Origin of the sequence: Desulfomonile tiedjei, assembly GCA_016212925.1 — a bacterium.
In the GTDB taxonomy this organism is placed as follows: domain Bacteria; phylum Desulfobacterota; class Desulfomonilia; order Desulfomonilales; family Desulfomonilaceae; genus JACRDF01.
Window position 1 is genome coordinate 86,689 of sequence record JACRDF010000048.1, and the last position, 24,779, is coordinate 111,467.

At 53.7% G+C, this 24,779-nt stretch carries 22 protein-coding genes; 11 read left to right on the forward strand and 11 right to left on the reverse strand.

Annotation, left to right across the window (positions count from 1 at the left end):
* Positions 1–33 precede the first annotated feature (33 nt).
* From HY913_21200 to HY913_21250, 11 genes are all read left to right on the forward strand, one after another.
* A complete protein-coding gene (locus HY913_21200; protein ID MBI4965808.1) occupies positions 34–2,079 on the forward strand; it encodes a sigma 54-interacting transcriptional regulator in 2,046 nt (681 codons plus the stop codon).
* 524 nt (positions 2,080–2,603) lie between these two features.
* Complete coding sequence (locus HY913_21205) at positions 2,604–3,626, forward strand: TRAP transporter substrate-binding protein (protein ID MBI4965809.1); 1,023 nt, start codon at positions 2,604–2,606, stop codon at positions 3,624–3,626.
* A 66-nt stretch (positions 3,627–3,692) separates the two neighbouring features.
* On the forward strand, positions 3,693–4,178 hold the full coding sequence (locus tag HY913_21210; protein MBI4965810.1) for a TRAP transporter small permease: 486 nt from the start codon (positions 3,693–3,695) through the stop codon (positions 4,176–4,178).
* The gene (locus HY913_21215; protein ID MBI4965811.1) at positions 4,175–5,476 is read left to right on the forward strand and encodes a TRAP transporter large permease; all 1,302 of its coding nucleotides are present in this window, start codon (positions 4,175–4,177) and stop codon (positions 5,474–5,476) included. Before HY913_21210 ends, HY913_21215 begins: the two co-directional genes overlap by 4 nt.
* Before the next feature lie 84 nt (positions 5,477–5,560).
* Complete coding sequence (locus HY913_21220) at positions 5,561–6,901, forward strand: phenylacetate--CoA ligase family protein (protein MBI4965812.1); 1,341 nt, start codon at positions 5,561–5,563, stop codon at positions 6,899–6,901.
* Positions 6,902–6,904: 3 nt separating this feature from the next.
* Positions 6,905–7,072: a hypothetical protein gene (locus HY913_21225; GenBank protein ID MBI4965813.1), complete on the forward strand. Its 168-nt coding sequence runs from the start codon at positions 6,905–6,907 to the stop codon at positions 7,070–7,072.
* 100 nt (positions 7,073–7,172) lie between these two features.
* Positions 7,173–7,655, forward strand: coding sequence for a response regulator (locus HY913_21230; protein ID MBI4965814.1), 483 nt, complete (start codon positions 7,173–7,175; stop codon positions 7,653–7,655).
* Positions 7,656–7,808: 153 nt separating this feature from the next.
* Positions 7,809–9,029 carry an ABC transporter substrate-binding protein gene (locus HY913_21235; protein ID MBI4965815.1) on the forward strand — a complete coding sequence of 407 codons (1,221 nt, stop codon included), beginning with the start codon at positions 7,809–7,811 and terminating at the stop codon, positions 9,027–9,029.
* Positions 9,030–9,296: 267 nt separating this feature from the next.
* The gene (locus HY913_21240; protein MBI4965816.1) at positions 9,297–10,184 is read left to right on the forward strand and encodes a xanthine dehydrogenase family protein subunit M; all 888 of its coding nucleotides are present in this window, start codon (positions 9,297–9,299) and stop codon (positions 10,182–10,184) included.
* Between the two features lie 57 nt (positions 10,185–10,241).
* On the forward strand, positions 10,242–10,730 hold the full coding sequence (locus HY913_21245; protein MBI4965817.1) for a (2Fe-2S)-binding protein: 489 nt from the start codon (positions 10,242–10,244) through the stop codon (positions 10,728–10,730).
* A complete protein-coding gene (locus HY913_21250) occupies positions 10,727–13,075 on the forward strand; it encodes a molybdopterin-dependent oxidoreductase (protein ID MBI4965818.1) in 2,349 nt (782 codons plus the stop codon). The genes HY913_21245 and HY913_21250 overlap by 4 nt, the downstream gene beginning before the upstream one ends.
* Before the next feature lie 189 nt (positions 13,076–13,264).
* Here HY913_21250 and yqeC read toward each other — a convergent pair whose 3' ends face one another.
* The 11 genes from yqeC to HY913_21305 form a co-directional block, all read right to left on the reverse strand.
* A complete protein-coding gene (yqeC, locus tag HY913_21255) occupies positions 13,265–14,053 on the reverse strand; it encodes a putative selenium-dependent hydroxylase accessory protein YqeC (GenBank protein ID MBI4965819.1) in 789 nt (262 codons plus the stop codon).
* A complete protein-coding gene (locus tag HY913_21260) occupies positions 14,044–14,394 on the reverse strand; it encodes a hypothetical protein (GenBank protein ID MBI4965820.1) in 351 nt (116 codons plus the stop codon). The genes yqeC and HY913_21260 overlap by 10 nt, the downstream gene beginning before the upstream one ends.
* 213 nt (positions 14,395–14,607) lie before the next feature.
* Positions 14,608–15,216 (reverse strand): class I SAM-dependent methyltransferase, encoded by a 609-nt coding sequence (locus tag HY913_21265; GenBank protein MBI4965821.1) that lies wholly within the window; start codon positions 15,214–15,216, stop codon positions 14,608–14,610.
* A gap of 2 nt (positions 15,217–15,218) precedes the next feature.
* Positions 15,219–15,974 (reverse strand): methyltransferase domain-containing protein, encoded by a 756-nt coding sequence (locus tag HY913_21270; protein MBI4965822.1) that lies wholly within the window; start codon positions 15,972–15,974, stop codon positions 15,219–15,221.
* Positions 15,975–15,979: 5 nt separating this feature from the next.
* Entirely contained in the window at positions 15,980–16,354 is a 375-nt protein-coding gene (locus HY913_21275) for a hypothetical protein (GenBank protein MBI4965823.1), read from the reverse strand.
* Positions 16,354–17,067, reverse strand: a complete 714-nt coding sequence (locus HY913_21280; protein MBI4965824.1) for a glycosyltransferase — start codon at positions 17,065–17,067, stop codon at positions 16,354–16,356. Before HY913_21280 ends, HY913_21275 begins: the two co-directional genes overlap by 1 nt.
* A 73-nt stretch (positions 17,068–17,140) precedes the next feature.
* The gene (locus HY913_21285) at positions 17,141–18,253 is read right to left on the reverse strand and encodes a DegT/DnrJ/EryC1/StrS family aminotransferase (protein ID MBI4965825.1); all 1,113 of its coding nucleotides are present in this window, start codon (positions 18,251–18,253) and stop codon (positions 17,141–17,143) included.
* A 378-nt stretch (positions 18,254–18,631) separates the two neighbouring features.
* On the reverse strand, positions 18,632–20,938 hold the full coding sequence (locus tag HY913_21290; protein ID MBI4965826.1) for a VWA domain-containing protein: 2,307 nt from the start codon (positions 20,936–20,938) through the stop codon (positions 18,632–18,634).
* A complete protein-coding gene (locus HY913_21295) occupies positions 20,935–21,663 on the reverse strand; it encodes a flavodoxin family protein (protein ID MBI4965827.1) in 729 nt (242 codons plus the stop codon). The genes HY913_21290 and HY913_21295 overlap by 4 nt, the downstream gene beginning before the upstream one ends.
* A 29-nt stretch (positions 21,664–21,692) precedes the next feature.
* The gene (locus tag HY913_21300) at positions 21,693–23,477 is read right to left on the reverse strand and encodes a protein kinase (GenBank protein MBI4965828.1); all 1,785 of its coding nucleotides are present in this window, start codon (positions 23,475–23,477) and stop codon (positions 21,693–21,695) included.
* A 21-nt stretch (positions 23,478–23,498) separates the two neighbouring features.
* Entirely contained in the window at positions 23,499–24,776 is a 1,278-nt protein-coding gene (locus HY913_21305) for a hypothetical protein (GenBank protein MBI4965829.1), read from the reverse strand.
* Positions 24,777–24,779: the final 3 nt, after the last annotated feature.

Genomic DNA, 24,779 nt, shown 5'->3' on the forward strand with positions numbered 1-24,779 from the left:
CGGCGCTCTGGTGCCCCACGCTGGATGATTTCCATGACAAATGTAGATGACTCAAGTTTCAAGTTTAGGGATCAGCTGAGACGGCTCAGTGAGAAAGTGGACCGGCTTGCAGTCGGTACAGCCGTAAAGCAGATGACTGATGAAGTCCGTGAGACTGTGGCTGAAATCAGCCACCTTGTGAAGGATTGTGAACGAGAATGGATAAAGACCACTCAAATCCTTGAAAAAGAGATTGAGGAGCTTAGGCTCGAGAATGAGATGCTGCAAGCAAAGGGCGCGCTCCACGAAGCTGTTTTCGAGGATTCCGACGATGGAATAGTCATAACTACGAAGGCGGGGAATTTCCTGGCCGTGAATCAGGGCTTCGTCCGCTTGGTTGGCTGTAGAACCAAACAGGAAGTTTTCGCCAGTAAAATTCAGGACTTTTATGCAAATCCCCGCCAACGTCATCAAATGCGGCGAAAGGTGGATCGGTCCGGAGGAGCAACAAACTTTGAACTCAAGCTGCGGCGGATCGATGGGAGCGAGGTCGATACTCTCCATACCATCAATGTTCGTTTGGACAGGGAGGGCCGAGTCAGCGGATATCAGGGGATCATGCGGGACATTACGGAACAAAAGCTAGCCCGGAAGGCACTGCAAGAGGCCCGCGACGAACTCCAAATACGCGTCCGGGAACGCACTGCCGAACTGGCGGAAGCAAATGCTCGCCTCAAAGCTGAAATTATCGAGAGAGCGCGTGCCCAAGAGGCGCTGACCCTTAGTGAAGAGCGAATGAGAGCTATCTTCGAGGCGGCCACAGAATGCATATTCATTAAGAATCGTTCACTAAAGTATACGCTGGTGAACCCATATATGGCAAATCTGTTGGAACTGCCCGCAAGGGACATCGCCGGCCGGGTCGATGAAGAACTCTTCGGACAGGAAGCGGGACAACACCTCAGACAGGTGGACCAACGAGTGCTGGCAGGGGAAACGATTGAAGAAGAACATACCCGGCCAGTGAAAGGATTGCCCACAACTTTCTTGGACGTACGCTCACCTATCCGAAACAGTGAGGGACAGATCATTGGCATCTGCGGGATATCACGCAATATAACGGACCGCAGCAGGATTTTTGCCCTTAATCAGGGTACGGCGGAGGAATATCTGTCCCCTGCCATGCGCGCTTCACTGGCCAGAGCCAGCGTTGCCGCTAATTCCGATCTCATAGTGCTCATCGAAGGAGAAAGTGGCTGCGGGAAAGACTACCTGGCGCGCTACATTCATAACAACTCGAAGCGCAGCGGCGGACCGTTTTATGCCATCAATTGTGCTGCTATTACGGAAGATTTGGCGGAATCCGAGCTATTCGGGCATGAAGCCGGGGCCTACACTGGTGCAATAAGGCGCAAGCGAGGACTCGTCGAGTTGGCTGAGGGTGGAACTCTGCTATTGAACGAAATCGGAGAGCTGTCATTGCCGATACAAGCCAAATTACTCACTTTCCTGGACACATTCTCCTTCACTCGTGTTGGAGGCGAGAAAAATGTGACGGTCAACGTTCGGATTATGGCGGCCACCAATAGAGATTTGAGTCAAGCTGTCCCCAAAGGTGAGTTTCGGAGAGATCTTTTTTTTCGTCTGAATGTGTACGGGATCCGGGTACCGCCATTACGTGAAAGGCTTGCAGATATACCGGTGCTGACGCGGCAGATCGTTGGCCAACTGGCCCGCGAACTCCGGCTAACAGCGGGATTGAGCATTCGTCCTGAAGACATGGAAAAATTGATGCAGTACTCCTGGCCGGGAAACGTACGGGAACTGAAGAATGTCTTGGAACGCTCAGTTATTCTTTCCGAGGGACCTGATCTGAGGCTTGATTTCTTGGAACTGGCAGAACCTAATCAATGTGAGTCACCATGGAGCGTGGAATTTCCACCTTCTCCATCCATGACTTCTGTCATCGGGGACCTGAGACGCCAGTTCATAGAGCTGGCGTTGCAAAGGACTGACGGCAACAAGTGCGCTGCTGCTCGTATTTTGGGTGTTTCTCGATATGCGCTCCAGCGACAGTTGAAAGCACTGAAGATGGGTTGAGCGATATCGCCCATGTACGGCCTCTGTTTGTGCTGTTTCGCCCACAAGGTATTGCCACGTAATATTAATATGTTAAACGAAGAATCTCCATTTAGTGGGCTACATCGCCCTACTGCGTGCTGAGAATGGATTGATCCTGCCCCGAACCCGTTGTTGATGAATCCCCTCAATATCCCAACAGGATTAGCTTTTTCACATTTTTGTCACCAGTTGATAATACTGGCACACGGAGTGCATAGCGAAAGCTTCGTAGTGGCTGATAGTTTACTACCGCCGAAGCAATAACTTGGCATGTTGCGGGGTCCAACTAAAGCACCGGAGTGCGTGCGAGTTTCTTAGCCATTAGCGATGCCTTGTTGCGACGCTCAAACAGCCGCCAGCGTAAACCTTCGAACTGGTACGGCTGCTGGCGGGTAGGGGGCATGTCTTTGTCTCTTCCCCAAGCATCTAGACTGCACGGCAAGGTTGTCATGCATTTTTTGATAAACCAGATGTCCCAGAAGATCTAAGCCAGGAGGTGTAGCATGCTGAAGAAGCGGTTTAGGGCTTGCGTCTGCGGTTGCTTAATGGTTCTGTTACCGATCGTGATGGCGGCAGGTCCCGGTTATTGCGCAACTGTAACGTTTACTTACTCCATTTTCTTTCCTGCCACGCACGGCCAATGCATTCTTGCTACAGAATGGGCCAAGGAAATCGAGAAGCGAACAAATGGTGCAGTCAAGGTCAACATGTTCCCGGGCGGTACCCTTACGCCTGCTGACCAGTGCTACGACGGCATTGTGAAAGGGATATCCGACATCGGTATGTCCGTTGTGAGTTACGTCAAGGGGAGGTTTCCCTTGAGTGAGGTGATCGACCTTCCGTTGGGGTACAAGAAAGGGAACCAAGCAACCAAGCTTGGCAATGCGTATTACGCCAAGTTCAAGCCCAAGGAATTCGACGATGTAAAAATCATGTACTTCCATGGCCATGGTCCGGGGCTTGTCAACACTAAGAAGCCCGTCTATAAGCTGGAAGACTTGAAGGGTATGAAGCTCCGATGCACTGGAACAAGCGCCAAGATAGCGTCCGCTCTGGGGGCTACTCCTGTGGCCATGGCTCAGAATGAGACTTATGACGCGCTTCAGAAAGGCGTCGTGGACGGAGTGCTCTCACCCATCGAAACCCTCAAAGGATGGAAATTCGCCGAGGTTACCTCATCAACCACTCAGGACTTCGGCGCCTCGTACTCGCTTCTGTTCTTTGTGGCCATGAACAAGAAGAAGTGGGAATCCTTGCCGAAAGATGTGCAGGCCACAATCGAAAAGATAAATCAGGAATGGATTGAAAAGACGGCCCAGCTTTGGGTTGACGTGGACGAGGAAGGCACCAAATTTGCCCTAGCCAAAGGACACAAGATCATTCCTCTTTCCAAAGAGGAGGATGCACGGTGGGCAGAAAAGGTACAGCCTGTCCTGGAAGAGTATGTGAAAGACACTAAGGCCAAGGGCCTCCCTGGTGACGAAGCGCTGAAATTCTGCCAGGAATGGCTGCAGAAAAACCCCTGACATTTCTCTTCTCCGCCTGAGTCGGCTGGTTGGGCCGATCATCAGGCGGAGAAATGACGAACCACTATGAAAACACTATTAGCTCTAGTTAGAGTGCTCTCCCGGGTCATGTACGCGATAGCAGGCGTCGCCTTGACGGGCATGGTGTTCCTCACGGTCGCGGATGTGGCGCTGAGAACGTTCAAGAGCCCCATTGTGGGCACGTATGAGCTTGTGGGGATGCTGGGCGCGGTCGCAGTCGGCTTTGCTATCCCGCAGACATCGAGGGTGCAGGGACACGTGGTGATGGACTTTGTCACGGGCAGCCTCCCGCCCGGTCTACAGAGGCTGTTTCAGGTTCTCACCAGGCTGTTGGCCATAGCCACCTTCTTTATCATTGCATGGAATATGTGGGTCCTGGGAAGTGACTACATCAAAGCCGGCGAGGTAACCCTGACACTTCAGGTACCGCTTTATCCGGTGGCGTACGGCATCGCGATATGCTGCTTCGTGGAGTGTCTGGTGTTGTTCCTCCAGATATTCGAAGTAGAAAAACAGGAAATAGAAACATGAGTGTCGCGACTATCAGCATACTTGTTATTTTGTTGCTCTTCGTGTTTTTCCTTATGGGGCTAGAAATAGGCTTCTCCATGGGTCTCGCGGGATTTATAGGCTTCGCTGCCATCGTCAATGTAGACGCTGCTCTGAACCTGGTTGCAAAAGACGTGTTCAGTGTCTTCGATTCCTACGGTTTCACGGTCATACCGCTGTTCGTTCTCATGGGACAGTTGGGCGCCAGCGGGGGAATCGCGCGCAATCTGTACGATTGCGCGTACAGATTCATTGGACATGTTCCTGGCGGACTGGCGATAGGTACGGTCGCGGCGGCCACTTGCTTCAAGGCTATCTGTGGATCATCCCCAGCCACTGCCGCGACCTTCGCCACCATAGCCGTTCCGGAAATGGACCGGTACAAGTACGATAGAAGGCTTTCGTGTGGGACCGTTGCCACGGTAGGGACGCTTGGAATACTCATTCCGCCCAGTGTAGTGCTTATTATTTATGGCGTGTTGACGGAAACATCCATCGGCCGCCTGTTCTTGGCGGGAATAATTCCCGGCTTAATGGTGGCATTTTCTTTTGTCGTGACCTTGCTGGGCTGGAGCATGCTCAATCCAAAACTCGGACCGAAGGGCGCGAAGTCGACCTGGCGGGAGCGATTCGCGGCGCTGCCTTCTGTGGTATGGGTTCTCCTGGTCTTTTTGCTTGTGGTCGGAGGGCTTATGCAGGGCTTCTTCACACCCACCGAGGCTGGAAGCGTGGGTACCTTCGCAGTGCTGATCCTCACCCTTGCGAAAAAGGACATGAACCTGAAACGCTTTATAACGGCGGTCAGCGATACCCTCCGCATCGGGTGCATGGTCCTAATCCTTCTAGCCGGCGCGACTATTCTCGGGCACTTCTTCGCGGTCACACGAACACCGTACTTGGTTGCCACATGGCTGGAGAGCCTTAATGTAAGTCCTTCCATCATTATATTCTTGATAATTGGCGTCTACCTCATCGGTGGGTCGTTTATTGAGGATCTGGCATTCTTGATTCTGGCCACTCCCATTTTCCTGCCGGTGGTTCTGAAGCTGGGATACGATCCGGTCTGGTTTGGCATCATCATAAGTGTGGTCACGATGATAGGCGTCATTCTTCCGCCAATGGCCATTAACGCCTTTGTTGTGTCAGGCGTGACCAAGGAACCGATTTCCACCGTGTATAAAGGAATTTACCCGTTTGTCGTGGGCATGTCCATCTGTCTTTTGATTCTAATTTTTTTCCCCCAGATCTCTCTGTGGCTTCCCAGCGTGTTTATGAAATAGGTATGCCTATTAGTCGGGTTCTTTAACGATGTTGCACAGTCGGAATACAGTTGGGTGCCGGTCAATTACTTCTGTGAGGAAAACATGAATAGAGAAGTCCTATACTGGAATCCGTATCTGGAAAGACTCACCCGAGACAGCCTGGAAACGCTACAGCTCAAGAAATTCAAGCGAATTGTGACGTGGGCCTATGACAACTCTCGGTTTCACCGAGCGCTCTACCAAAGCGCAGGCGTGCATCCCGATGATATCAATTCGCTGGAAGATGTGCGCAAGGTCCCGAAAGTCGAAAAGGCCATGATGCAGCCGATTCAGCGAAAGGATCCCTTTCCGTACGGCGATGCACTATGTGTCGATCTCGAGGATGTCTGTGTATTTCGCCAGACCAGTGGCACCACAGGGCAGCCGGTCTATCAACCTGACACCTGGCAAGATTGGGAGTGGTGGTCCGACTGTTGGGCCACATTGTTATGGGCACAGGGTTATCGGCCTTCCGATCGCGTCTTTCTTCCTTTTGGGTACAATGTGTTTGTTGCATTTTGGGCTGCTCACTATGCCTCAGAGAAAATAGGCTGCGAGACGATCCCGGGAGGAGTGCTGGACACAAAATCTCGTATCCTCAAAATCCAAGAACTTCAGGCCACAGCGCTCATGGCCACACCGACTTATATTCTGGGGATGGCCGACACAGCACTCAATCAACTTCATCTGGACCCTGCCGCTCTACCGATTACCAAGATAACCTGCGCGGGCGAACCGGGTGCTCTGATTCCCGCGACAAAAAAACGAATCGAAGAAGTATGGGGGGCGAAGGTTTACGACCACGCCGGCGCAACTGAGATAGGGGCCTGGGGATTCGAATGTTCCAGCCAGCCTGGGGCTCTCCATCTCAATGAGGCCATGTTCCTTGCCGAGGTCGAAGATGTGGAAACAGGGGAGCCGGTAACAGAACCCGGGCAAAAGGGTAAGCTTGTCATTACGGCCCTGGATAGGTACGCCCAACCATGCGTTCGGTTCGACTCCAAGGACATCGTCCAGATCGGTGAGGACCGGTGTGAATGCGGCCGTACGTACAAAATGTTCAAGGGCGGAGTAGTCGGACGATCTGATGACATAACCAAGGTCAAGGGAGTGCTCTTAGCCCCGTCCGCCATCGAGGATGTGGTTCGTTCCATTCGAGGACTCGGCAATGAATATGAAGTGATCGTAGATAAGCGAGGAGATGCGGACAACATCACGTTGAAGGTTGAATTGATAGAAGATCAGGCTGGCACCGCGACGGAGGGACTTAAGGCAGAACTTGCGACTCAACTGCGTCTCAAAACCAACCTTGGCTACAACCTGGAGTTCTTTCCGCCCAACAGCTTACCGCGGTACGAGGTAAAGGCCAGGCGGTTCAAGGACTTGAGGAAAAAGGGGATATAGAAGATGGAAGGCCCGTATTCGCTTACAGAGATGCGCAAGACTGTTGACACTCTGGCTACGCTCACTCGACAGCTTTACGAAGCTTCAGAAGACTTTCCAGCGATAAACCGCAATAGCAAACGGGTCCTCGCTTCGGTGGAGATGCTGAGAATCAACTTAGAGGAAACGTAGAGGCGCGTCCCTCGGGCGAGTTTGACGGACGGGTTTCGTAAAACCGGTACCCGAAATCCCTCTCCTGCTACGCCTGCTTTGTGTCCTAGGAGTAAGTGCTATGGACGTTCAGACTCTCTTACATGGCAAGAAGCTGTTGGCGGTAGATGACGAAGCCGATGTACTGGAAATCATCAAGGAGGAATTCCCGGGTTCCACTGTAATTACTGCGCAGGAATTTACAGGCGCTTTAAAACTGATCAACGAAGATGTGTTCGACCTGGTCATTCTCGACATTATGGGTGTAAATGGCTTTGAATTGCTCAAAGCATGCCGAGCCAGACATCTACCTGCAGCAATGCTCACCTCGCGGGCAATCAACGTGGAGAGTATCAATACGGCCATCAGAGAAGGCGCCGTATCATTTTTACCTAAAGAAGAACTGAAGAGATTACCTGAGCTTGTAGCTGAAATCCTGAGTGAACTGGAACAGGGAAGGACCCACTGGGCCAAGCTATTTGAACGACTTGGCTCCTATTTCAAAGAAAAGCTCGGGGTCAGCTGGAAGGACTTAGAGAAACCACAACATCCCGGATATTATTAAGGGTCGAAGGCAGTCAATTGCAGCGTGTGCCGGGCCTTCAATAGGCGCGCATCTCGGTCGTCTGTGGATTGTACGTGAGGTCATCCGTGGTGAACTCTCACCAAGATTGGGGGCTCTCACCACAATATCCTGTCAGGGGGGGGTTAGTGCGCTATGAAAAGATCAATCATCGCTTGTGTGTGGCTGCTGGTTCTTCTTGCATCGGAAGCTCTACCTGCGGATCCCGTGAAGATCGGATTCTTGTTCACCATGTCCGGTCGAGGCGCGGCTCATGGGGTTACAGCAAAACAAGGGGCTGAAATTGCCTTGGCCGAGGTGAATGCATCGGGAGGCATCCTGGGGCGGAAGGTTGTAGGAGTTTTTGAGGATGAAGGGGCCCCGGATGCAGCAACCCAGAGAGCTGAGAATCTTGTCAAGACGGAAAAGGTGAATGCAATAATTGGGGTAATATCCAGCGCGGTGGCCCCGCGCGTGGCTGCCGTGGCCAAGGGCCTGCAAGTCCCGCTGATAATCACCACAGCGCAAACCAATGTGGTCACGGGCCAACAATGCAACCGGTACACGTTTCGAATGACCTGGAACAATGACCAAGCTTTGAAGACGGTTGCTTTGGTTGCCGCCGAGATGCCGGCGAAGACTTGGACCACCGTTGGTCCGGATTACGCATTGGGCTGGGAGTCCTGGGATCTGTTTCAAAAGTACTTGAAGGAGATCAAACCTGAAATTTCCTTCTTACCTAAGTCGGAAGCGGTATTCGCACCTATGGACATCACGGACTGGAAGCCTCACATCAAAACGCTGGAAGCATCGAAGGCCAACGGAATTCTGGTCTCATTGTGGGGAGGCAACCTCATCGATTTCATGCGAGAGGCGAGACAGGCGGGACTTCTCGAGGGGGAACGTACAGTTTTGTGCTGCGTGGCGTCAGAGAGTGAATTGGTATCGCTCGGAAGCCAAGCACCCGCCGGCTTCTGGGTGGTAACTCCATACTGGTCCAAGGCCAATCCTACTCAGGTTAATGACAAGTTCGTAGAAACTTACAGAGAAAAGTTTGGAAGCCCTCCTTCGTACCAGGCCCAGTTTGCGTATGCCGGGGTCAAAGCGTATTCAGAGGCTGCCAGGAAAGCTGCGACAGTAGACTCAGACGCCGTGGTTAAATCATTGGAAGGGCTCACTATGGAACTTCCAGTTGGCCACTTGACCATACGAGCCGAGGATCATCAGGCTATTTTTCCAGGGGTTGCCGGGAGGGTGTCTTCCCGTTTCGAGGTTACCAAGCTCAGAAGGCCCTTCAGGGGACTTGATTCGATCAAACGAATTCCGGCAGAGCAAATAGCCGTTCCGGTTGAAAAGACAGGGTGTCAAATGCAGTGAGTGCTCGAAGCTATTGCACCCTTATGACCTTGCCTCCGAGAATTGGTTCGGCCCGACAAGTTGACCGACAATGGGATCGCTACAGGAGAGGACATACAATCGAGAGAACTATCAGTTGGTTCGGAACTCTCGACGCAGCGTGGTCCGATACGAGAACCACGTCTACGTGTACGAGGCTGTCCTTCCGACCGCCTACGTCATGAATGTCCTAAAACCTTTATGATTTTTTGCAATCGCTTCTAACCATAATAACGGGAGGCAAGAAGTATGCTGCTGCCGCAATTTAATTACCACGAACCCCCGACCCTCGAAGAGGCCTTGCACCTTCTTTCCGAGTTCGGCGGCAATGCGAAACTGCTCGCGGGAGGCACCGATGTCCTCGTGAGGATGAAGCTCAAGGTAGACAAACCCACCCATCTCATTTCTATAGCTCGGGTTCCAGGGCTGGATCAGATCATTCCTAGAGACCGACACGGGATCACGGTGGGAGGCGGCGTAACTGCGACTGCACTGTCGCGGCACGAACTCGTTATGGACAGGTTCGGTCCGCTGGCCGTTGCCGCGGGCAGGCTTGGAGCGCCGATGATTCGCAATAGGGCCACCATTGGAGGGAATCTTGTCAATGCACGCCCCGCCGCGGATTTTCCACCTCCCTGCATGGTCCTCAATGCGACGCTGCGACTGAAAAGTAGCGCCGGCGAAAGGGACATCCCGGTGTGCGACTTTTTTCGCGGGCCGGGGGAGACGGTGATTGAGCCGCATGAGCTTTTAATGGCCATCGACATAGAAACTCCACCCCCCTGGAGCGGTGGAGCCTACATTAAGCTCGGGCAGCGTAAGTCCCTGGAAATCTCCATGGTCAACGTTGCCACCTGGCTCACCCTTGAATCACCGGATGGTCCCATAACGAATGTACGAATAGCCCTTGGCGCGGTTGCTCCGACCCCGGTACGGGCATTCGCAGCCGAACAATTGCTTATCGGCGAGAAGCCGTCCGAAGAATTGTTCCAGAAAGCCGGCGAAGTGGGCGTGGGCATGTGCAGTCCGATTACTGATCACCGGGGAACTATGGAATATCGCTGTATGATGATCGAGGTCCTTACCAAAAGGGCCTTGGGAATGGCTTTGGAAAAGGCTCGCACTTGGAAACCGTGACCCACAAGTGCCTGGCCCTTCGCGACCAATGGATTTTGACTTCCGGGAGAGCAGACTATGAAGACTTTCGTTCAATTAGTTGTCAATGGGGAGACGGTGGAAGCGGTTGTGGAGCCAAACCGGACTCTCTTGCAGTTATTGAGGGAGGATTTGGGATTGACCGGCACAAAGCACGGTTGCGGCGTTGGGGATTGCGGAGCCTGCACCGTCATTCTTGACGGAAAGCCGGTAAACTCCTGCCTCGTTCTCGCCGTCCAAGCGCAGGGGAGAGAGGTCCTTACAATAGAGGGACTCGCCGAAAACGGGAAACTCCACCCCATTCAACAAGCCTTTGTGGACAAAGGCGGTATTCAGTGCGGTTTTTGCTCACCCGGCATGATCCTCGCCGCGAAGGCCCTACTGGAAGACAATCCCAAACCCACTGAACTAGAAATCCGTACGGCAATCTCAGGGAATCTTTGCAGGTGCACCGGATATCAGAAGATCGTCGAAGCAATCCAGGACGCTGCCGGCTCCTTGTTAGAGAAGGGAGGTACCGTGAAATGAGCGAATTCGCAGTTCTCAATAGCACCGCCCCCAGAATCGACGCTCCGGCCAAAGCCACAGGCCGTGCAAAGTACGCGGATGACTTCAGCATGCCGGGAATGCTCCACGCAGCCATCCTACAGAGCCCCGTAGCGCACGCCAAAATACTCAATATCGATACCTCCAAGGCCAGCAAGTTGCACGGTGTGAAGGCAATTATTACTGCCAAGGAAGCCGGCCTCGTGAAGTACGGGGTTTCACCTGCCCGGTACGATGAAACGGTCTTCGCGCATGAAAAGGTCCGATACGTGGGGGATGAAATAGCGGCCGTCGCCGCCGTGGATCAGGCCACTGCGCTGGAAGCGGTCAGTCTCATCAAAGTGGATTACGAGGAACTTCCCGCGGTCTTCGATATGTTTGAAGCTATGAAAGAAGGCGCTCCGCAGATTCATGATGAGTTTCCGGGCAATCTAACAGCGGAAGTGCACCAAGAGTTCGGGGACACGGAAGCGGCTCTTGCCGAATGTGACCTAGTGATGAATCACACGTTCCTCAACAAACGACAAGACGCGGCTTTCATAGAACCTCATGCATGCTTGGCCGTATTTGATCTCGATGGCAGACTCACGCTTCACACGTCTACCCAGGTTCCGCATTACGTTATGCGTACCGTAGCTATGGTGCTCCAAATCCCTGTGGGCAACGTGCGAGTGGTAAAACCCTACGTCGGTGGCGGATTCGGCCCCAAGGCCGAAGCGACGCCATTGGAGATGAGCGCCGCTCTGCTGGCTCGATATACGGGCAAACCCGTCAAGGGGAACTATTCTCGTGAACAGGTTTTCTTGCACAGTCGAGCGAGACACCAGTTCTACGCAGAGATGACACTGGGCGTGAAGAATGACGGCACAATGGTTGCTCTGCGCAACAAAGCGACCCTGGATGGAGGGGCATACACCAGTTTCGGCATCGCTACAGTCTATTATGCCGGCTCGCTCCTCGGGGGACCGTACAAGCTCAAAGCGATGAAGTATGACGGTTACAGGGCGTACACCAACAAGCCCGCTTGCGGCGCGCAGAGAGGCCACGGCGGAGTGGCCCACCGGGCCGCTTTCGAGCAATTGCTGGACATGACAGCCGAAAAATTGGGGATGGATCCCGTGGAGATGCGCCTGAAGAATATTATGACGACTGGTGACATGACCATAAATGAGCTGGACATGTCCAGCCTCGGGATGAAAGAGTGCATCGAAGCGGTCAGAGACGGATCAGACTGGAACAACAAGAAAGGGAAGCTGCCCCGCGGGAAAGGTATCGGCGCGGCCTGCGGGTTCTTCGTATCCGGAGCGGGGTACCCGATATATCGTTCTGACACGTACCACTCTACCGTGGTCATAAAAATGAGTGAAGACGGCGGCATTGTAAACGTGCTTACCGGCTCTGCGGAGATAGGCCAAGGTTCCGACACCATGGTGGCGATGATAGCTGCCGAGACTCTGGGTGTGCCGCTGGAAAATGTTCGAGTCGCTTCGGGAGACACCGACCTGAGCGTGGATCTGGGGGCATATTCAAGTCGCCAGACCTTGATGACCGGACATGCCACCAAGGAAGCTGCCGAACAGGTCCGGGACCAGATCGCCAAATACCTAGCCGAAGAAATGGAGTGTGACGCGTCGGCCATAACTTTCCGCAATGGAACCGTGATGTTCCACGGCAGCCGCGGAAACTTTGACAAAATTCGCAGCCTTTACATTAAGGAGCATCGCGGGTGGACCGATCCTCCCGGCGGCGATTACCTGACGTTCAAAGAGGCTGCGCGCTTGGCGTTCATGAAAGCAGGCAGTCTAGTGGGCACGGGCAAGTACAAGCCTCCACGGCTGGGCGGTTCCTATAAGGGCGCTGCGGTCGGGACTTCCCCCGCGTACGGCTGTTCCGCGCAGGTGGTAGAAGTAACCGTGGACCTGGAAACAGGCCAGGTAACTATCGACAAGATGACGGACGCGCACGATTGCGGCCTCGCAATCAATAGGACCCAAGTAGAAGGTCAGATGCAGGGCTCTCTGTCGATGGGTCTGGGAGAGACGCTCTTTGAAGAGGTGAAATTCGACTCCCGCGGCCGCGTTATCAACGCCAACCTAGGCGAGTACAAAATCCCCACCGCTCTGGACATGCCCAACGTGAAGTCCATTATTGTGGAATCCAATGAGCCCAACGGGCCTTACGGCGCGAAGGAGGTGGGTGAAGGGGCCATCATGCCGACTATCCCCGCGATCATCAATGCCATTTACGATGCCACAGGAGTCCGAATCAACGAACTTCCGGTAACCCCCGAACGACTTTTCATGGCGATGAAAGGTAACAAGAAATAGGTAAAGTTGCTGTTCAGGGTTCCGGGACCATTTTCTGGGAGGGATACATTGGAGCTCTGCGTTGTGGCACCAACTGAGCTGCACCCTGCGACTAATACCGATTCGCCAAAAAAAATACAACATTCCCGACTGTTGTCATTGCAATGACAGCTCACAAACGTATTTTACGAAAATAATAGCGAACCGGTATCAGAACTCGTAGGCCTCCACCCGAACGGTTCCTTTTAGGGTTCCCACGACAACCCTTTGGATTCGAGCCCCCGAGTAGTGTCGAATGGCATTTATCGTCTCCATTACGGGTTCTCGCTCGGCCAGCAGGTCCAATTTGTTCAAAAAAGGGACGACGCTCATGCCGGGAGCCACACCCTTGAGCCCTCCGTTTGGGTCGGTAACCAGCTTACCGATGGAAGTGGGGGTTACGGGATCGCCAATGGCCAGCCCGGTCACGGCCAGGAAATGCGTGAGCCTGAATACCCACTTCTCGTCCGCCCTGCGCCCGAGGCAATCCAGGCCTACAACCGGGATAACCAGATTTGTGATAGAGGGGATTACGGGTTCCCACGGAGCGGGGGCTTTGACCGGTCTGCCCGCGGCCCCATCCGCTTCCACCAGCACTCTTTGAGAAATACCGGCCAGCGCGCTTATGATTTCCTCTGAAACCCCTTGAAGTTTGGAGCTTGACGGATCGATTGATCTTCCAACCGTGACGTGTCTGAAATGATCAAGTCGCGCAGGCAGTTCCGCAAGCTGTGCGGCATTGTCGGCAAGCACCAGATGGGATGATTGGTCGGCCCGGGGAGGGTAGATTTTTGTGGTTGTGGTGCTGACTACGGTTTGCCCACGGCCGACTAGGTCCCGGGCCAGCGCGTACATGAGGGAGGTCTTACCTCCCGCGCCCACAAGAGATACAATACGAACTTTGTCGCTTATTCCGAAGGCCTGTACAAGCCCGCCGGGCACAGTAGAGCCTAAATCCAAGGGGGAGCAATACTGTATCTTATGCGAAAGGATGCGGCGTTGCCGGATATGATCATCGGGCCTTCGCAGTTTTCGAACTTGTGGAAGGTCAAAAGATAGGTCCCTCGGTTACCTATCTCGTAGCACTTGGTTTGTTTCCCCCAAGTTACCCAGACCTTGAATTCATCCAGTAGTTCGTATGGCGGGCCGGGGCGTATGTCAAAGACCTGAACGTACACGGGTCCCACATGGCCTGCGGGCCAGTTTATGAAGTACCTGGTGCCGCGCGGCCAGGCCGCGGCTGGGATGATTGCTACTATGGCTGCTGCAACGACCAGACGGCAGATCCATTTCCTCATCATAATTCCTCTCAGTTGACCCGAAGCATCGGCAGACTCATCATGAACAATATATCATAATTACCAGCAAGTTGGAAGATATTTCTAATCTTAATTCTATTTATTGAGATGGGAATGGCTGCCAAAGTAGCCATTTCTAGAAAAGATCTGCTCAAGAATGCTGTTCACCTGTGTCGTACACCCCCTACCAGTCCCTTTACAGACGGGCAAACAGGGCTATTTCTCACCCAGCACACCAACAAAGAACCGGAAGAAATAAAAGATGGTGTGTTTAGGCCGAACCCCCGCGCCGGCCATTATGGCCTGTAATTGCGACCGGTTGAAGGTCGTGCCGATCCAGATGCCGACCGGGGTCTGGCTGATCCAGCGCTGGAATCCCAGTGGTCCGTAGAGATTGGGCACTCCCACGAAGACCTTCCCACCTCTGCGGGTGACTCTATGCATTTCCGCGATGGCCGCGTCAGGGCCGGCTAGATGCTCTATGGTGCTGCTGTTCCAGCAAAGGTCCACGCTTTCGCTCCTGAACGGCAGGCTTTGCAGATCCGCCACCACCAACGCAAGCTGGGGATCACGATTTCGCGCCTCATGCAAGGCTTCTATGTCTATGTCTGCGGCAATGCTCAACTCCACCCTGCTATCCCGGGCCAGGATGGAAGACGCAAAGGCCGGGCCTGATCCGGCCTCGAGCACTCGAGTCTTTTCACCTGCAATTCCCCGCGAAAGCAAGTATTCCACCAGCCTGCTATTGAGCCTACTGCGAAGCCAATCGTAGAACCTATAAATGCCCGTCCCGGGCGCGCCCAGTTGCCATGCCTTGACAGCCATTGTCATCCAACCTTTCGAGCCACTGCCATGATCGAACTGCCGAAAGGCAGGTCCCACCGTCTAACCAATCTCCGTTCCACACTCATCACACCTGAGAGCAATTCGTTCACGGCCGGGTGCATGGCTTTGAGTTCGGATCGAGGTGGCCCGTCAGGCTTCGGGGCCAGGTACTTCAGGAACAGGCGATACACGGCTACAGCGGGCAGCAAGGTCGCGAACAGGTGCGTCATGCGGATCAAGTCCACCGGCTGCTTTCGAAGTAAAGCCGTCAGCCGGGACCTGGAGTACCGTCGAGAGGCATGTACGGCCTTGTGATGTTCCGGAGACATCAGCCAGTCGTACGCCGGGACAACCAGGATGATGTATCCACCGGGCTTGACGACTCGCCAAAGTTCACCGTACGCGCTGTCTTCACTGACCGCGTCGCATTCAAGAACATCCACGGACATTGCCGCGTCGAAGGTATCCGATTGAAAAGGGATTTCATTGATCGAGGCAAGGCACACTCCGGACAGGTGTCTTTTGGCCCAAAACGGTGCGGCAGCGTGTGAGAAATCGAAGCCGTAGGCCCCTCCGGGAGCGATGTGTTCGCTGACATTCACCAGGTTTTGTCCGGTCCCGCAGCCCGCGTCGAGCACTTTGCCCCGATCGCCGACACCCAAGCTCCTTAGAGTATCGATAAGAATAGAATGGAGGCTTCGGTACCACCAGTAAGATGATTCAAATTCGAAAAGTGTGGCGTACTCGTGTGCTTCCACCAGGCTCAGTCCTCGACCGGGAAATCGAATGTATCCGGATCCGCGGGGTCGTACTTCACGGATTTGAGCATAAGGAAGTCGGATTCTTCCAGGAAGCGGATAGCATGTGACTCGTTTGTGGGGAGGATCACACCTTGCCCGCTCTGCACAAGGAAATCGTCTTTGGCGCCGGTGTCGACATTAATGGTCTTAATGCGGGCCGCTCCGTTCGAAATGTGAAAGAAGATGACGGTCTTCTTATGGTAATGATTGCCGATGACAGCCTGAGGATTCATTCGCCCTGCGATGAGTGCCTCCCACTGTCCTTCGTTCAGGATCTCGCGGAATAGCCCTCTTTCGTCGTTCCGTTCAAAGGTCGCGGGCTGAACTTCGTGCGGCATCAATCTATCCTCCGCAGGCGGGCTATGAATATGCGGATAACATACTGCATCCCGGTTTTGAAGAACTTGAAGATGCTGGGCGCAGACTTGGATATTCCCTTGGCTCTATCGCGGAATACATACGGCATTTCATAGACGGTCAAGCCCTTTTTGCTGCACGTGTATAAGAATTCCATAAAGTACGCACCATATCCGGTCGGTATTATCGAAACCTTGTCAAATACGGTCCGCCGGAGAACCACAAAGCCGCTGTCATAGTCCTTTATCCCGAACCCTAGCACCAATCCGGCAAGGCCGTTGATGAGTCGGCTGGAGATTACCCTCAGCGGAGCACGATCGTCCTGGCCTCCCTCCGCGTACCGGGACCCGACAACGATGTCGTATTCATTCAACTTCTCTATCATTTCCGGCAGCATGGAAGGCGGCATACACATGTCCGCATCCATCCATCCGACTACTTGACCTCTGGATTCAATGATGCCCCGATTAAACGCCGACGCCAGTCCACGAGTGGCCACCCTTCGTATAATGGTTACCCGCTGGTCGTTCAAATCCCCAACCAATTTCCAGGTCTTATCCGCAGAGTCGTCGTCAACCACAACAACCTCCACGGGGTCCTTCACGTGTTCGAAAATACTGTTGATGGTATCTAGAATATTCTCACGCTCGTTGTAAGTCGCAAGAACTATAGAGACCCGAGGATCTCCCTCCACAATGTCACCTCCGGTGGCCGCCAGAAATGGCGAGGGAATTTTCCTAACAAAAAATCCCCTGTCATTTTCTGTTCTAAGCTTTGCACTCCAAAAGTTTTTGAACTACTTCCTCTATTTGGCTGTGGGTGAGGCCCAGGCCCGAGGGAAGGTATAGTCCGCGATTCCACAGGTCTACGGAGACGCGGTAGTCGCCCGACGTTTCAGGGAAGCGCTCGTCGTTACCTTTGAAAACGGGCTGAAGAGACATGGGGCAGAAGAAAGCTCTCGTGTCCACCCCTTTATCTCTGAGTGTCTTCATAAGCTCTTCCTTGGTCAGGCCGAAGCCGTCTTGCACGACAATTCCGTACATCCAGTAAACGTTTTTGGCCCAAGGCTCTTCGTACGGGAGGACTAGATCGCTCTGCCCTGAAAGCAGCTCATTGTATGTCTGACCGATCCAGCGCTTTTGTGTAACCTTTTCGTCTACCATCTCCGTTTGGGCCAGTCCGATGGCCGCCTGAATATTGGTCATCCTGTAATTGAACCCCATGACCTCATGAACGAACCGCGGCTCCTGGAATCCCTGATTTCTGAGCAACTGCAGGGTCTCCGCCAGTTTTTTGTCACGGCAAAGGACCATCCCTCCTTCGCCGCTCGTAAGTATCTTGTTACCGTAGAAGCTGAAACAGGCCGCATCACCGAAACTGCCGGTCTTGCGGCCATTGACTTCAGCGCCCACGGACTGGGCGCAGTCCTCGATGACGCGCAGATTGTGCCGCGCGGCAATGTCCATGATGGCTTCCATGTCACACGGGTGCCCGTACATGTGAACCACCATAATGGCCTTGGTGCGAGGGGTTATCTTCGCCTCGATCAAAGATGCGTCTATGCACCACGTCCGTGGGTCCACGTCCACAAGGACAGGCTTGGCGCCTGCAAGGATCACCGTGTTCGCGGAGACGACCAGCGTGAAGTCCGGAATGATCACCTCATCGCCGGGGCCAATTCCCATAGCCACTAATGACATGTGCAGGCCGGTCGTGCAGTTGCTGCACGCGACCCCATAGGGAACACCACAGTACTGGCTGAACTTTTCTTCAAAGAGGGAAATATACTTGCCGGCCGATGAAATCCAATTGGTCTCCATCGCGTCCATGACGTACTTAATCTCACGGCCGTTGAGCACCGGTTCGCACACGGGTATCATGTTTTCAAATCCTCCAGTTTGCGGCTCAAGTAGGCGAAAATGCGGGGAGAACCTCTTTACAACAAGGTTCTCCCCGGAAATTCTCCGTTTCGACGAACATTCGTTTAAGGGGCCGAGCGCGTGCCTCAGCCCCTCCGATCCTTTAAACTTTTATCCATTACACCCCAACCTGTTTCAGGTCAAGAATATCGTGGCATGATGGGTAATCCCCATAATGATTCTCCGAAGTTTTTTCCGAATGGAGTAGCGCTGCCGAACAAGCCGGTCCCGCGTTGGCGTGACGCCCACAAGTCAATCCGCGATTACTTTCGAGAACTGCTACAATCGCAAATCGGCACAAGCCATTAAGGCATCACGCCACAAACACCCGTTGGCAATCTATCTTCGTTGACGGTTTCTACCGTTGGACGTAGTCCTCACCGGCCCCTTTGCGGTGATCACGGTGACATCAGGGCCCAGGGCCAGGCATGGACCCAAGTCCGGCTCCGCTCGCAAGAGGGAGAAATACTCCTCGCTGAGAAACTCGACAGAGCGAACCCGAACATCAGGACCATACCGAGTCTCAACCCACCCATTCTTTTCCAAACGAAACACCTTGTCGTTGACTCTCCTGAACAGGTCCGAAGACACGTCGGAAGGCACGTAAGAGGTTTTGAACCTCCACAGCAGCTCTCCCGCGTCTTTTTCACCGGCCGTCGCGGGAGCAGGGCCCTCAGTTTCCCATGTGGCGGGGATTTTGAAGCCGAATTCATTGGCAAGATCGGCGATTTCTTTCCTCACCTCGGGCTTGGGGCCCTTGATCTGGTCTTGTTCCAGAAGGCGTGCCATTCTACGCATGGCCCAAATTGAAGGAACGTAAGGATAGGCCTTCTGCACAGCCGGAAATGTGAAGACCTCCGTCAAGACCTTGGGCTTCCCCTTCACCTTGCAGCGCAAGCGTATTCTCGCTTCCAAATCCCGGTCTCCGGAGTAACGTCCGAGAACGGCAACGCCGTCCTGGCCGAATATATCAGGCAGCGGATGCGGATCTATTTCCTCGACCTCTATGTCTTGAAACTCCAGGCTAAGATCTGCCGCCTGCGGCGGGTATATTCCCGCAAAGAAGCGATCCACCACGGCATGAAAATCCTGGGTCTCATCAAGGCGGAACGAGCCGCCCTTGCTGGAAACCGCCAATTTATCCAACATTGCAGCGTCGGCTTTAGCACCCACGGCTAGAACGAAAATTCGGGTTTTTGTCTTGTTGTTCCGGCGGGCAGCCTCAATGATACTGTCGGGTTTTGTGATGCCTATGGTTGCATGGCCGTCTCCAACGAGCATCAGCAGCGCCGGCCTGCGGCGAGAAGTGAACTGTTCCAACGCGTCCATCAGGCTGTTGTACAGATCGGTTCCGCCGGCATTCTGAGCGGAATTCACGAACTTTACAGCCTGAAGCAGGTTTTCTCTTGTCGCCGGGACGAGCCGCTCGGTCATTCTTGAACTGCGCGTCCCAATGATGACGACGTTAAACCTGTCCAGAGGGTTCAGCCGAGACAAACCTAGGATCACGGCGCGTTTGGCCCAGTGCAAGTTTGCCGGTCCCATGCTCGCCGAAGTGTCCATAAGGAAGACTACGTCTTTCTCGGGCTCCTTCTCCTTGGGCGGCAGAACCGGCGGATTGAGCAGCGCCATGAACGTCCCTTTGCCGCCGGCGGGCTTGTGGGGAAAAAGCTTTACATCAAGGTCGTCCCCGCCAAAGGTGGTAAGCAGACAAAAATCCTCTCGTGCTCTCTGTTCCTGACTTCGTGCACTGACAACACATCTGCCCGGAGTTTCCCTAAAAATGGAAATGTGATGCGATGGAGATACCAGGTTGCGGAGGGTCCGTGACATTTTGAAGCGCACAATGACCTCGAAGTCTCCGATGGGCGCCAAAGAATAGCGTTCGCCGTCCATAGGAACGACCAACTCCAAGGCATCGCCTAGCATGGAATGGGGCTGCCGGTATTGGATGCTGACTGAGACAGACCTGCGTACTCCTACATTTACAGGCCTGACTTCCAGAATACTCTTTCCTGCGAGTCCCAGCAGCGAAGGGTCTTTCATGGTTGTCGAAAGCTCTTGCAAGGAAGAAAAGAATTCGCCTGGAGACTTCACCGCGTACGGCGCAGAGAGTCCGTCAACCTTCACATCGATACCGCCGAGGACCTTATCGCTGCGGAGTGGCAGCAGGAACAGGCCGGACAACGGGAATTCATTGTCATTGAAGAAAGTTTGATCGAACCTGTATTCAATCACTGACTCGGAAACCGTGACCGCTGCCTTGGAAGACAGGACAATCGGCCTCGCTACAGGGAAAGCTTCTTCTTTGAAGGTCGGAGGAAAAACGTGCAGTAAACCGCCTGCCAAGCAACAGGTAGGGAATAGAACAACACAAGCTACCAGCAGGAGCGACAAGACTCGGGGGGTTAGAGAAGCGGAAAAAAGCTTATGCCCGCGAGGTTTCAGAGAAGTAACGAATTCTATTGCTGAGGCCCAAACGGCAAGTAATTTCTTCCCTAAGCCTCCGTTATTAAAGGGCGGGGGGTAGGATTTGACGACATTTGGTAGGTAGCCGGAGTCCGTTCGATATTGTCCGTGTAGTTGCACGCCGGTATTCGGTGGCCTGAAGCCGCCCGCGACCGGTCGCGGCTCGTCGGTTCTCATGAAGGTCTATCGCCTGATCCTTCAAGTTCTCGATCCCAGTACGCGTTGGCGGTATCCACCAGTTCTTCGGTGCTGCAAATGTCAGCGGCCACCCCATCCAAGGTCGATTCCGAAACTTTCCCGAATTGCACCAACTCTTCTCCCGCGGCCCTTACAGCGTCCATAACCTTCTTAACGCGATCCGGATACTTCCTCCCGAGGAGAAGGGAAAAGACCGCCGGACGCAATAGCGCGCCGCAAAACTCGGTATGCAGGTTTCGGGCAAGCCTTTCACAATGAAGAAGAAGCGGATCGAAATTGTGCAACCCCGGATAACCGCATATGGAAACCAGAAAAAGCTTGGATGGAAAAACCCATCTCAAGGGGTGTACGACACCTTGCTCGTCAATCGTGAAATGCGGGTCCAAGAATGTGACCAATCTATCGATGAAAATCTTGGCCAATGCCGTCATGCCGTCAAGATATATTGGGGTGGCCAATATCATCATGTCGGCAACTCGTATCCTCTCGATCAGAGCAGCCATGTCGTCAGACTGTATGCATGTTCCGGGAGTTTCAGCATAGCAGTTGAAACATCCTATACACGTGTTGATTTTTTTCCGACCCAGAAGGGCAATGTCCACCTCGGCCCCTTTACCCCGGCATCCTACGAGGAAGGGAGTGAGGAGCATTTGCGTATTACCGGCCTCCATACGCGGGGCCGCGTTTACAACCATGATTCTCATTTTTTCTTTGCCCGAAAGGCCAGGGGAACTCACAATTTCAGCGTCAATCGACCCCGGCCTGAAAGGATGCTGAGAATGTTTTCCAGCTTTTCCGGATTTTGGATTTGCACTGAGGTTTCTTGGGCCTTCAAGATGTTAAGGTCTTCCAGTTTGCCCAAATACTTTTGGACCTGCCGCTCATCCTCCAGATGAAACAAATCCTTCAATTCATTCAGGTCAATATCGCGGCCATTGCGCTGAGAGTTACGTCGCTGAAAGAACACAAGGGCGTGTATTAAGCGGGCCAGGTTGTCGGTAAATATGTTGCCTTCGAGCAGAGCCGTGGTATCTCGCAATTTTTCTATCAGACTACAGGTGATTTCGCCCGGCAGCCCTTCACCCAAGAAGGATTCGAAAACCTGCCTTTCCAAACACACCACTTCGCAATTCTCCTCGGCCAGTGCCCACGAACTTCTATATCGATCATTGAGAAGGGCCGTCTCTCCGAAGAAATCACCTTCACCGAGAACACACAGTGTCTGCCTGACTTTCCCCGCTTTAAAGAATAGGCGGATCTTTCCGGAACGGATGACGTATACCTCAGATGCAGAATCAGTCGTCCGGTAGATGATTTGTCCGGCCCGGAAGCAAACGCTTTTTATCCCCGGGGTGTCCCCCTCCCATTGCGGTCTAGGTTCTCGGTTGAAAGGCCAGGAATTACCTGTCAATCGCCTCGCTTCCGGAACGACCCCCTCCTCAGATTGGCCTTCCTTGGGCGGTTTCCCTGATTTTCCCGCAAGAAGCAATCGGGGCCTTTCATCGTCCAGGAGCCTTCGCATTCGGTGCCTGTCCAACAGGATTTCCCGACGGAACTCTTCCTTCATGTAAGCGGAAAGAGGCACAGGATCGAGATCCAGAGCACATTTCTTGACTGCCGGCCGCAGGTCTTCAATCATCTCCTCCATCCATGAGTACCTGTCATCAGGATTCAAGGCCATTGCCTTGATCAGGATGGGCTTCAATTCAGGCCTGATCTTGGCGTTATTATTAACTTTTTCTGCAACGTCCATCTCCAGAATCGTCTTCACGGTCTGTCCAACGGTAGCCTGATGCTGTATCAGTCGCTTGCCAGCGAGCATCTCATAGAGCAGCACCCCGGTTCCATAAATGTCCACTCTCCGATCTACCGGTTTCTTCTGAAGTTGTTCCGGAGAAAAGTACAGCAGCTTTCCCGCGACCGGCAGGCCGTCCTGCGCCTTGCCCAGGAAGATTCGAGCAATGCCGAAATCAATGATCTTGACTTCGGCCTCGTACGAAACCATTACGTTGAAAGAATTGACGTCCTGGTGGACAAGCATAAGACTTTCGCCGGAAGGCGCCTTTTTCCGGTGAGCGTAAGCGAGTCCTTTGGCAACCTCCAACGCTACGTGCAACACAAATTCCAAAGAAGGGTAGCGGCCGGTCTTGGCTGCCTTGGACAGTACGTGGGCCACATTGCGGCCCTCGATATATTCCAGGGCAATATAGTACTCCCCGTTGATCACGCCCATATCTATTATTTGAGCAATGTTCGAATGGCTAAGCCGCGCGAGGGTCCTCGCTTCGTTTACGAATCTTTTTACATATCTGGGCCTGGTGGAATACTCAGGAAGGAGCTTCTTGATGATCAGTGGCTTTTGAAATCCGCCGACGCTCATCGTCTTGGCCAGGAAGATCCCGCACATCCCGCCCTGAGAGATCTGATCGATCAGGCAGTAACGTCCGAACATCCTAGGTTCGAAGATCGCCTGTCGAGCCATCGGAGACGAGAGGCCTTTGGTTTTCGGATCGGTCATACCTGTATATGCTCCGCTTGACTAGCGGAAAGCCGCGAGCTTCAAGACGGCAAATGTTGTGGCACCAATCTTTATTTGCTTGTCTCGGAGGAGGTCTACGCCCTCTGGGGTTCGGCGATAGCCCAAGGATCTGTCTGCCACAAGAAAGCAGTCTTTTCCGCCCCAGGCCAGACGGACGAACCAGGAGGGCAGACTCGTAGCCCTCTGATCGGAGCCGGCAGGCTTCTTTAAAGGTAATCGCTGCACCTGGTGCGAGCCGAGCGTCACTGTTGATTTGCCGACGAACTGTTCGGCCTGCGCCTTGTTAAGCGGAAAAAGAGCTGCTACTGCGGAGGCAGGGATGGCAAGTGGCATCCCCTCCCAGACCACCATCAAAATCCCTTCAGCGGAGGTCCCTGCCGTTGAGCCGTCGGTCATCGGGGGCGCTATTTGAGCTAATGCTTTGTGGTATGAAGAAAGCTCATCCATCCGGTCGGACAAAAGACCTTCCAAGGTCCCCAACCGCCTTCTCATTTCCTCCCTGGACATTTCTCCACCTTGGCGAAGCGCCCCGAGAATTCTGGACAACCTCTGGCCGGCCTCCCCTAGCGAGCGGATGGAATTTCCCAACTGCTCGAGTAATCCACCGTAGTCCCGACCACTGCCCTGCGCTGGTTCGCCGGATTCGGGGGTTGGTTTGGCAACCACGGGAGCGGCCATTATTTGCTTGTACCCTTTGGTCAGGCTGTCAATCAGATCTTGGCCAAGCGGTCGTTTGCCTTGCGACTCATATATGGATCTCAGACCCGTGACACTCTGCTGAAAAAACTTGTTTAAGGCCGGGTGGGGGATTGCTTCCGGAGCATTGCAGCGCGCCAGCACACGAGCATTCATGGCCAGAATGTTGCGGGCCGGACCAGAGGCCGGCATTAGCGGCTCCATTTCTTTGAACCTTGCCGAAAGCTCCGTCGCCGAATCAGGACTTACTTCCCATTCCATGCTAAGAATCAGGGCTTCAGCACGTTCCACCAAATCCTCAAAAGGCATTTTTGCCTTTCCCGGGTCTTCACGGGAACCACCCGGCGCGGAAATGTTGCCGCCGCCCGCGGAGCGCCCTGGACCGCTAGGCGCCCCTGGAGCCGATGGTCCGGGTGGCGGGGCAGTCTTTCCCGCCGGTGCGGCCTGTGGAGGAGACGAAGGGGCGGCCTCAGTCGCTTGGCTTTCTTCATCCCCGAACATTCCCCCGAACAGTTCTTCGATTTTCCTGCCGACAGCTTCTCCAAGCTCCTGCGGGGATTTGTGCTTTATCTGGTCGGCCACTGT